12 protein-coding genes and 1 pseudogene are annotated in these 8,483 nt (G+C 68.5%); 8 read left to right on the forward strand and 5 right to left on the reverse strand.

Going from position 1 to position 8,483, the window contains the following annotated elements; translation table 11 throughout:
- Positions 1-532 precede the first annotated feature (532 nt).
- Entirely contained in the window at positions 533-796 is a 264-nt protein-coding gene (locus ACZ4WS_RS45050) for a hypothetical protein (protein ID WP_467989600.1), read from the reverse strand.
- 26 nt (positions 797-822) lie between these two features.
- Positions 823-1,755: a hypothetical protein gene (locus ACZ4WS_RS45055; protein WP_467989602.1), complete on the reverse strand. Its 933-nt coding sequence runs from the start codon at positions 1,753-1,755 to the stop codon at positions 823-825.
- A 280-nt stretch (positions 1,756-2,035) separates the two neighbouring features.
- On the opposite strand from ACZ4WS_RS45055, the gene ACZ4WS_RS45060 reads away from it, so the two are divergent.
- On the forward strand, positions 2,036-2,218 hold the full coding sequence (locus ACZ4WS_RS45060) for a hypothetical protein (RefSeq protein WP_467989604.1): 183 nt from the start codon (positions 2,036-2,038) through the stop codon (positions 2,216-2,218).
- Between the two features lie 68 nt (positions 2,219-2,286).
- On the opposite strand, the gene ACZ4WS_RS45065 is transcribed toward ACZ4WS_RS45060, so the two are convergent.
- Together ACZ4WS_RS45065 and ACZ4WS_RS45070 are read right to left on the reverse strand one after the other, a co-directional pair.
- Entirely contained in the window at positions 2,287-2,508 is a 222-nt protein-coding gene (locus ACZ4WS_RS45065; RefSeq protein WP_467989605.1) for a DUF397 domain-containing protein, read from the reverse strand.
- A complete protein-coding gene (locus tag ACZ4WS_RS45070) occupies positions 2,505-3,374 on the reverse strand; it encodes a helix-turn-helix domain-containing protein (protein ID WP_467989606.1) in 870 nt (289 codons plus the stop codon). The genes ACZ4WS_RS45065 and ACZ4WS_RS45070 overlap by 4 nt, the downstream gene beginning before the upstream one ends.
- A gap of 200 nt (positions 3,375-3,574) precedes the next feature.
- On the opposite strand from ACZ4WS_RS45070, the gene ACZ4WS_RS45075 reads away from it, so the two are divergent.
- From ACZ4WS_RS45075 to ACZ4WS_RS45105, 7 genes and pseudogenes are all read left to right on the forward strand, one after another.
- Entirely contained in the window at positions 3,575-4,039 is a 465-nt protein-coding gene (locus ACZ4WS_RS45075) for an ATP-binding protein (protein WP_467989608.1), read from the forward strand.
- Positions 4,032-4,382: a hypothetical protein gene (locus ACZ4WS_RS45080; RefSeq protein ID WP_467989610.1), complete on the forward strand. Its 351-nt coding sequence runs from the start codon at positions 4,032-4,034 to the stop codon at positions 4,380-4,382. The genes ACZ4WS_RS45075 and ACZ4WS_RS45080 overlap by 8 nt, the downstream gene beginning before the upstream one ends.
- A gap of 157 nt (positions 4,383-4,539) precedes the next feature.
- Positions 4,540-5,436, forward strand: a complete 897-nt coding sequence (locus ACZ4WS_RS45085) for a glycosyltransferase family 8 protein (RefSeq protein WP_467989612.1) — start codon at positions 4,540-4,542, stop codon at positions 5,434-5,436.
- 5 nt (positions 5,437-5,441) lie between these two features.
- A complete protein-coding gene (locus ACZ4WS_RS45090) occupies positions 5,442-5,573 on the forward strand; it encodes a hypothetical protein (protein WP_467989614.1) in 132 nt (43 codons plus the stop codon).
- 2 nt (positions 5,574-5,575) lie between these two features.
- Positions 5,576-6,343 (forward strand): phosphotransferase family protein, encoded by a 768-nt coding sequence (locus ACZ4WS_RS45095; RefSeq protein ID WP_467989616.1) that lies wholly within the window; start codon positions 5,576-5,578, stop codon positions 6,341-6,343.
- Entirely contained in the window at positions 6,340-6,603 is a 264-nt protein-coding gene (locus ACZ4WS_RS45100) for a glycosyltransferase family 2 protein (protein ID WP_467989618.1), read from the forward strand. The genes ACZ4WS_RS45095 and ACZ4WS_RS45100 overlap by 4 nt, the downstream gene beginning before the upstream one ends.
- A gap of 236 nt (positions 6,604-6,839) precedes the next feature.
- Positions 6,840-7,313, forward strand: a pseudogene (locus ACZ4WS_RS45105) (ISKra4 family transposase); the annotation flags it as partial.
- Positions 7,314-7,384: 71 nt separating this feature from the next.
- Here ACZ4WS_RS45105 and ACZ4WS_RS45110 read toward each other — a convergent pair.
- Positions 7,385-7,759 carry a VOC family protein gene (locus ACZ4WS_RS45110; RefSeq protein ID WP_467989620.1) on the reverse strand — a complete coding sequence of 125 codons (375 nt, stop codon included), beginning with the start codon at positions 7,757-7,759 and terminating at the stop codon, positions 7,385-7,387.
- Positions 7,760-8,483: the final 724 nt, after the last annotated feature.

The raw sequence follows: 8,483 nt of genomic DNA on the forward strand, positions 1-8,483 counted from the left end.
CGCCGCGGTGTCAGTTCTCATCGACATTTCGCGGCGCCGTGATCGGCAAGCGCTGCCCGAACTCGTCGACAAGCGGTGTCGGTTCTCACCTGCAAAGCCAGCAGTTGCGCGATTGCCCACACTTCGGCCTTCCGTGACGCCTCGTCGTTGATCGCAAGGCTGGTGAGCGGATCGAGGCGCTCAGGTACGGCTTCAGCGCTTCAGGTGGCGCGACCTTTTCGACGACGCGGTAGAGCTCGCGGTTTCGCGCGGTGTCCCGGTATCCGTTTTGGTAGCTCAACCACCGGTAGGAGTCCCCGCGTTCATGCCGCTTGGGCGGGCGTCCGGCCCATGCCGGACGGTCAGGAACCCGGGCCTTCGGGTGGTGGGAGCGGTTCCGGCGGCGCGCCGGCAATGAGTTCAGCGTCTTCGGCAGGCGCGAGCGGGTCGATGACTGCCTGAAGAGCGCGATCAGGCTGGGGTGTGGGGGCTCCGTCATGAAGCTCTGCGGATCATGTCACTCGGGCGAGGCGCAGAGTCACCGGGTGACTGGCTACAAGACGGGGAGCTCGTCGGTTTGGTCGCCGGTGCCGAGCAGGAGGACGTGGTGACCGACGGGCTGGGGCGCGCCGGAGTCGGTGAGCTCTTCGACGTCCAGACGCATTCGGATGCGGCCGGTGCCTTCGCCGTTGAGCTGCAACTGCTGTGCCAGCTCGTCGTCCAGGCGGTCCAGGGTGCCTTCGGCGGCGTCATAGTCGGGCAGGTTTTCGGCGAGGAGCTTGCCGGTGGCGGTGTCGCGGACTTGGTAGCGGGGCATGGTGGGCAGGCCTTCGGCTGGGCGGGTCAGGCGGTGGGCTCGGCGAGCTGCGCGCGGGCGGCCTGCAGGGCGCGGGACCATACGTCGGGGCTGCCGCCGTGCTCGCGGGCGAGGGAGGCGGCAAGGCCGCGGACATCGCCGCGCTCCTGGAGCGCAGCCAGGGCGATGTCCGTCCGCTGCTGGGCGGCCTGTGAGCGGGACGGCGCGGCCGCGGAGTGTTCCTTGCGGGCGGTTCGAACGGCGTAGTCCCACGAGCTCTGCGGCCCGCCGTACTGCACGGCGAGCTCCGCGGCCAGCCCCGGGTGGTAGCCGTCATGCCCGATCGCCTCGGCGGCATACCGCTCGGCGAGTTGCGAGGCCGATACCGGCTCGGTGCCGGCGTGGGCGCTCAGCTCGGCTGCGAGGGCCCCCTCGAGGGCGGAGGGGCGGCCGGCGGCCGAGTCGGGCTGGGGGCCGGGACGGCGGCCGGCCTTGCCGAGTTTGTCCCTGGTGCGCTTCTTGTCGAAGTGCTGCAGGTCGCCGACACGGAAGCCGGGGATGGAGCGGCCGGTGGGCCCCTCGACGGTGCCGGCGGGCTCCGGGAAGTATCCCGGGTTCTGCCGCAGGTAGCTGCGGATCACCGAGGCGCCGGCGAAGTGGAACCACTCGGCGGCGGTGTTGATGGAGACGACGTCATCGGGGTCGGCCGCCTGCAGCGCCGGGTCGGCCTCGCGGACGCTGCTCTGCTTCTCGGCCTGCAGGTGGTCGTAGAACTTCTTGAACTGCTGCTCGTCGTAGAAGTCGGCGCCGTCGATGCGCTCCTTCTCCGGGTGGCGGTGCTCCTCCGGCTGCTCTGGGCGCAGCTTGTACCAGCGCGCGGCAGTGCCGACGCTGGCGCCGGTGAACTCGCGGATCCAGTCGCGGTTGACCACGGCCCGGCCGCCGACGAGACGGCGCTGCGGGTTCAGGGGCTTGGGCATTGCACTCTCCGCTTCGGGCTGCGGCCCTATACTCGGTCGTATCCTCCTGGCCGCACCGTCGCTCTCGCGCCGGCAGGCGGGGTGGGTTGGTGAATGGTGGGTCGGCGGGACGTTCGGCCGGGGTTGCCGCCCCGGGTCGACACCCCTGAAGGGTGCCTTCCGCCGCCCACCGATTTGTGGTGGTCTGTCAAGTCCGCCAGCACCTCGGTTGTGCCCCCCCGTCGCCGTCGCGTACGGCGCGGATGCTGACGGTTTCCCGTGGTTACGACCGGCAGTCGCGATGCGCTTCCCACTCGCGCTCGAAGTGCGGCAGTTGCTTGTCCCGGGCGTGGAACGGGGCAGTGTCCATCAACTCCTTCACGGTCGGCGGCTGCGGGCCGCGGCGCTGCACTCGGGCGCGGATCCTCACATGCCGTTCGTCGGCGTCGACCGGGACGCCTCGCCGCTCGGAGATCGCCCGTAGCCGCTGCCCCGGCGGCCGTCTTCCCTCGTTTCGGTCGAGGGAAGACGGCCGTTGTCTACATGGCGCGGTCAGAGTTCTCCGGCGATCACGCCTTCGCAAAAGGCGGACCATTCGGCCGCGGTGTAGCGCATGGGCTCCAGGTCGGGTCGCTTGGAGTCCCGAACGGCCTTGCCGCCGCCCGGGAGATCGGTGACCTCAACGCAGTTGCCTTCTCCGCCGCTGGCGGACGCCTTGCGCCACGTAGCGGCGGAGAGGTCGTGCGCGTAGAGCTCCGCCTTGGGACTGTTCACGTACTTTTGCCTTCTTCCATCCGTTTGATCAGTGCCAGGGAGTCGTCCACCGACATCGCGGCGGCGACGATTCTCTCGAAGGCTCCGGCGAAGGTCTTCACCGCGCCGACGCCCTCGACGTAGCTGTTCCCCAGCAGGTTCTCAACGAGCACGACATCAGGCGTTGGGCCAGGGAAGTTCACCACGGTGAACCCGCCGACGGTGCCAGGGTGCGGGGTGGCATCCAGAGGCATGATCTGGATGGTGATGTTGGGCATCTCCGCGACGTCCAGGAGCCGCCGGAGCTGTTCGCGCATAGTCGCGGGGCGGACAGCGAAGCGCTGGTGGAGCACGTTCTCGTGGATGATCGCCCAGACCTCCAGGGGGTTGTCAGGACGGGAGATGACGGCCTGGCGGGCCTGGCGGACTTCGACCAGTGCGCCGACTTCCTCGGGGGTACGGGTCACCGCGTTGGCAGCGATGGTCTCGCGGGCGTACGCGGCGGTCTGCAGCAGCCCCGGAATGAGCATCGGAGTCCACTCGCAGATCCGCTCGGCATCGCTCTCCAGCGAGATGTAGTCCGCGTACGCGGGAGTGACGACCCCGCTGTACGTCTGCCACCAGCCCTTCTTGCCCGCGTCGCGGGCCAGGTTCTCCAGTGCGGTGAACACGTCCGTCTCGCTGACGCCGTACGCCTTGAGAAGGTCGGTGACCGCTTTGGGCTGGATCTGCTGCTTGGCGTTCTCAATCTTGGAGAGCTTCGGGACGGTCCACCCCATGGCGGTGGCTGCGTCCTCCAGCGTCATCCCGGCGTCGTTGCGGATCTGCTTGAGCGTCGAACCGAGACGGCGGCGACGCACGGTGGGCACCAGCGGCTGGTTAGGCATATGCGCAGTCTCGCACTCCCTCAGGAGGCAACAGGAGGCCCTTGCCTGAATTACTTCGCCCGATGAGGTAGAAACCTTGCGCCCATACTGAGAAACGCGTCATCCTTCGGGAGGAAGGCGCTACCGGCGGTCAACTTCCCGCTGCACGGCGTTACTTGATCCAGTGCTGGGCGGACATCGTGCCGCAGGCGGGAGGGGCCATGCCCATGGCGACAGCGGTGGCGGCGGCCGGTCCGGGTTTCTATCTCCAGACGCGGCAGAGCGGCTTCGCCGCGCACATAAGCGCCAGCCAGGATCATCTCCAGCGGGTGCGCGAGCTGACGGGCAAGGCCCTGATCCAGGCCGGGGTCGGCGAAGACACGGCGCAGAGCGCCCAGTTGGTGGCCTCGGAACTGATGGGCAACGCCGTGCGGGCCTGCGGTGATCTGGTGCCGTTGGTCGTCGAGGTGGACGCCGCGGAGCTGGGTGTGTGGGTCAAGGTCCATGACCCGGCCTCCGGTCACCTGCCCCGTCGCAGCGAGGTGCCGATGGACGACGCCGATGCGGAGTCCGGCCGTGGATTAGGGCTGGTCGACGTCCTCGCCCCGGGCTGGGACGTGATCGCCACCCCGGTCGGCAAGCAGATCCGGGCCCAACTGCCGTACGGGGAGGACGATCATGCCTGAGCAGGCCCCTGTTCCGCTGCCGTTCCGGGTCGAGTTCGACCCCGCCAAGCGGGAGGTCGTGGTGTTGATGACGTACGGCGTTCCACCGCACCAATCGGTGCGGCGCAGGGTCATCAGTTCGCTGGAAGCGCTCGTGATCGCGATCGCCGAGCACCGCCACGAGGCTTTCCTGCAGACCCGTCTCGCCCAGACCCTGGCCCAAGCGGCAATCTCCCATCTCGGGGCCGATCCCGTCCGGCTGAATGCGGCCGTGCGTGCGCTCGCCGACCCCACGAGCACCACCCCGCTGGGGACGCTGCTGTACGGCACACCCTCGCCCGGCACCGCCTCGACCGAGCCGTAGGACCAGGGCACCATGCGCCGTGCCCCGGCACGGTGCTGGGGCCAACTCCGCTGCCTGCACCTGATGTTCGTGCCCGGCCTGGGGCCTCTTGCGTCGTACACCGGCGCGGTGTCGTGATCACCCGTTGCTGTCTTGACTCTCCCCTTGGAGGACTTCGGTGTACGCGATCGGCTTATGCATCGACGAGCAATACATGCTTCCCGCACTGGCCACGGTCTCCTCCCTCGCGAACGGGCTGGGGCCGCAGGAGCGCAAGGAGGTGGCGCTGCGGGTCCTGGCGCTGGACTTGACGCCCGCCCACGCGGTGACGCTGGCGCAGTTCGCCCGGCGCCTCGGCTTCGGGTCGTTCGACATCCGCTGGTGTGCCCCCTCGGCCGCCTCCCGGCTGGTGGACGACGAGTACATCAGCATCACCACCTACCTGCGGTTCCAGTTCACGCCCGCGTTCGTCGGCCGCCCCTACCTGATCTACATAGACTCCGACGTCCTGGTCCGCGGGGACCTGTCGGCCCCGCTCCACAACCTGCCGCACGGGCAATTAGGTGCCGTGCAGGACGAGTTCAATTTGCAGGTCGGCGGGACGGGGCACGCTCTGCCTGGGGTGGCCGAGCGGTGGCCGCACCTGCGGGAGCGCGCCTACTTCAACGCCGGCGTGCTGTGGATGCCGGTGGCGATACTGGCCTCCATCCGCGCCGGGGTCGAGCAGGCACTCGTCCACGGCCGCCGGCACATCCTCCACAATGACCAGGACGCGCTGAACCTGTGGCTGTTGTCCTCCCGCGCGGTGCAGCCGGTCGACGCGGTGTTCAACCGGTTTGAGCTGGGGCGCTTTTGGGAGCGCGGGAACTGGGTGCGGCGGGTGGTCGACCGGCCGGTGCGCTCGGACCCGGACGCGGTGCTGGTGCACTTTGTCGGGCCTGAGAAGCCGTGGCTGGCCGACTGTCCGGCGACGGAGGACGTCCGCGAGTACCGGGCCCATCTGAGGGCCACCGTCCGCCACGTGAACCGCATGGGCGAGCTGGGCATCGAGGCGGTCGCCGGCGGTGCCCGATGACGCGGGTGGAGCCTGTGCTCGCCCGGGCCTGCTGGGGGCTGCTGTCGGCCGACGCAGTCTCCTCCCAGCGGCTCAAGACGGGGTCACGCTCGGCCGTCTACCGGGTGGTTCTGTCCGACGGGCGCTGGGTGATCTGAAGGTGTTCTCGGACACCGCCAGCCGCAACGCGATCAGCGAAAGCAAGGTGATCGAGGCCGCCAAGGGGTTCGTCCGTGTCCCGGCGGTGCTGGGCTGCGGACCTGTCCAGTGGCACCCGGCAACCGCGCTCGTCACTGCGGACCTCGGAGATCTCACGCTGGACGGGGCCGTCAAGGCGGGCCGTATCGCCCAACAGTTGGCGCTGGAGCACCTCGGCGTCCTGCTGGTCCACTTCCACCAGATCCCTGGCACCCGGGCCGGGCTCCCGGTGCGGCCGTTCACCGAGCATGTGGCATGGCTCGCCCGCCGCTGCCCGCGCGAGGTGATGGACCGGCTCGAACCGGCCCTGGACGTCATGGCGGACCGCTGCGCGGAGCAGGCCCGCATGGTGCTGGGCCACGGCGACTTGCACGGTGACAACATCCTCATCCCCGAGCAAGGACCCAACGCCGGGCTCCTCCACGTCATCGACTTCGCCCAGAGCTCGCTGTGCGTCCCGGAGTTCGACGTCGCCCAGACCCTCACCGTCACCCATGCCGTGGAGCCGGCCGAACGCCAGCAGGTCATCGCCGCCTACGGCAACGGCCTGGATGAGCCACTGGTGGACGCCTCGATCGCCTTCCACACCGTGCGCTGCTGGGTCCACGCGAGCCTGACCGGCGACGAGCCAAGCCGCCAGCAGTGGGCGGCCCGCCTCCACCGCGCCACCGAGCGCACCCCGCACCTGTTCCGCACGCCCACCCCCATGGATGAAAGGAGCCGGTGGTGAGTACCCCCGCGCTGTCGATCGTGATCCCGGCGTTCAACGAGGCCGCCTATCTGCCCCGATACCTACCCACCGTCAACAAGTCCCTTCAGAAGTGGGAGGAGACGAGCGGCGAGAGGGGCGAGATCATCGTCGTGGACAACGCCAGCGGTGACGACACCGCCCGCATCGCCGCCTCTCTCGGCGCCCGCGTCATCACGCTGTTCCAGGAAGCTCCACCACTGCGCGAGCGCGGTGGCATAGGAGCGGACCGTGTTCGGTGACCACTCGGCCCGATGGGCTTCCAGCCACTCCTCAACCGGCACCACTGTCCGGTACGCGTCGTCGACGACTGTCCAAGTTCGGCCTCCGCTTGGTGGCTTGGCCGTGATGCTGTACGCCACGCTCGTTCACTCTCGTTGAAGAAACCCCGTCGATAGCACTGAAACAACGAGGGAGAACCACCGCGCGTCACGCTCGTCGTTGACGTAGAAGAGAGTCAGAGAGCTCCCGGGGATAAGCCGAGTATGTCTGGGGCGCGGCGCACTGCTTCCACAAGCCCGGCGTCCCCGAAGCCGAAGCGTGGGTCGCTGGCCACCTCACCACGATCCTTCACGGCCAGGCCGCCCGCGCTGCCGCCGAGATCACCACCCAGGCAGACCAGACAGGACTGCACGGAACCCGGCGCGAGGGCGCCGACGCCTGCGTCCGCTACCTCACCGGCCACCTCGACCACCTCCGCTACGACATCGCGCTCGCTGTGGGCTGGCCGATCGCCACCGGCCCGATCGAGGGCGCCTGCCGCCACTTGATCGGCGACCGCCTCGACATCACCGGCAGCCGCTGGGGCCTGACCGGCGCCGAAGCCGTACTCAAGCTCCGCGCTCTCATCGACAACGGCGACTTCGACACCTATTGGCCCTACCACCTTGCCCGCGAACACCACCGCATCCACGGGGACCTTGACCTGGCCGGATACACCCTCGCCGCCTGATCTTCAGGTCCCCACTCTGCTGACAGACACCGCGGACCTGCCGCAGTCGCCGACAGACTCGACGGCGTCCATCACTCTCTGACCAGGCAGAAGGGATGTCCAACTGGATCGGTGAGGACCCGCGCCCTGGCCTCATTATGCGGCTGATGATCCGGCTTGCTCGCGCCCAGCTCCAGCAACCGGGCCTCGGCCTCGTCCAGCTCTTCGTCGACCTTGAAACAGATATGAAGCTGCTGGGGAACGGTCTGATCGGGCCAGCTCGGAGCCCGGTAGTCGTCGACGCGCTGGAAACCGATCAAGAGTCCTTCCCCCCAGTTGAGACCGGCGAAGTCGGCGTCGGATTTCGGGTGGAGTTCGAGGTCGGTGGCCTGCTGATAGAACGCCACCAGGGCCAGTGGATCAGGGCAGTCGAGTGTTATCGCGCTCAACTTCATCTGCAGGGACATCGCACCTCCGGGCCGATCATTGGACTCCGCGATGCACACCCTAGAGGCAGCCACCCGCCCGCTTCGCGATCATCCCTACAGAGGAGCTACACCCATCGGCGATCGCGTCCCGCACCGTGTCGAGCGTCCGCCCGGGAGCGCTCGGGACTGCGCTTGCGTCGGTGCTACGGGCCTGTTGCTCCAGCAAGGCGACCTTGTCGGCCACTCGCCATGAGCCCACAGCAGTTCCGTGAGCGCCCAGACCTCGTCCCTCACCGGGGCGCGTGCCGCCTCATCGTGGATCGTGACGGAGGCGAGGCGGTCGAGGCGCTCCTGGTACGGCTTCAACTGCTCCGGCGCGGTGCCTGCTTGAGGATGCGATAGCCCCCGCGGTGGCGAGCGGCCGCCCGGTAGCCGTTCTGGTAGCACAGCCACCTGTACGAGTCTCCCTGCTCGCGCCGCTTGGGCGGTCCGGAAGATTTCAAGTCTTGGGTGCGGCGTCGTACTCGGCCACGATCCGCAGCTTGTACTCCGGGCTGAAGGAGCGGCGCTTCGGCCTGGGAGCCGGGTCGGATCCGGCGGGCATGGTGCTGTGACAAATCCGCGAAGGATCACTGCGTCAGTGATGCGTTGCGCTGCTGATCTAGTGATCGTCGCTCGCCTCTAGTAGGGCTTGGTCAGGTTCGTATCGGTGTGGGTATGTCGCGGTGGCAGGTGGGGCAGGCAGCGGTCCAGAGGGCGAGGA

The organism is Streptomyces sp. NPDC029292 (assembly GCF_055569295.1).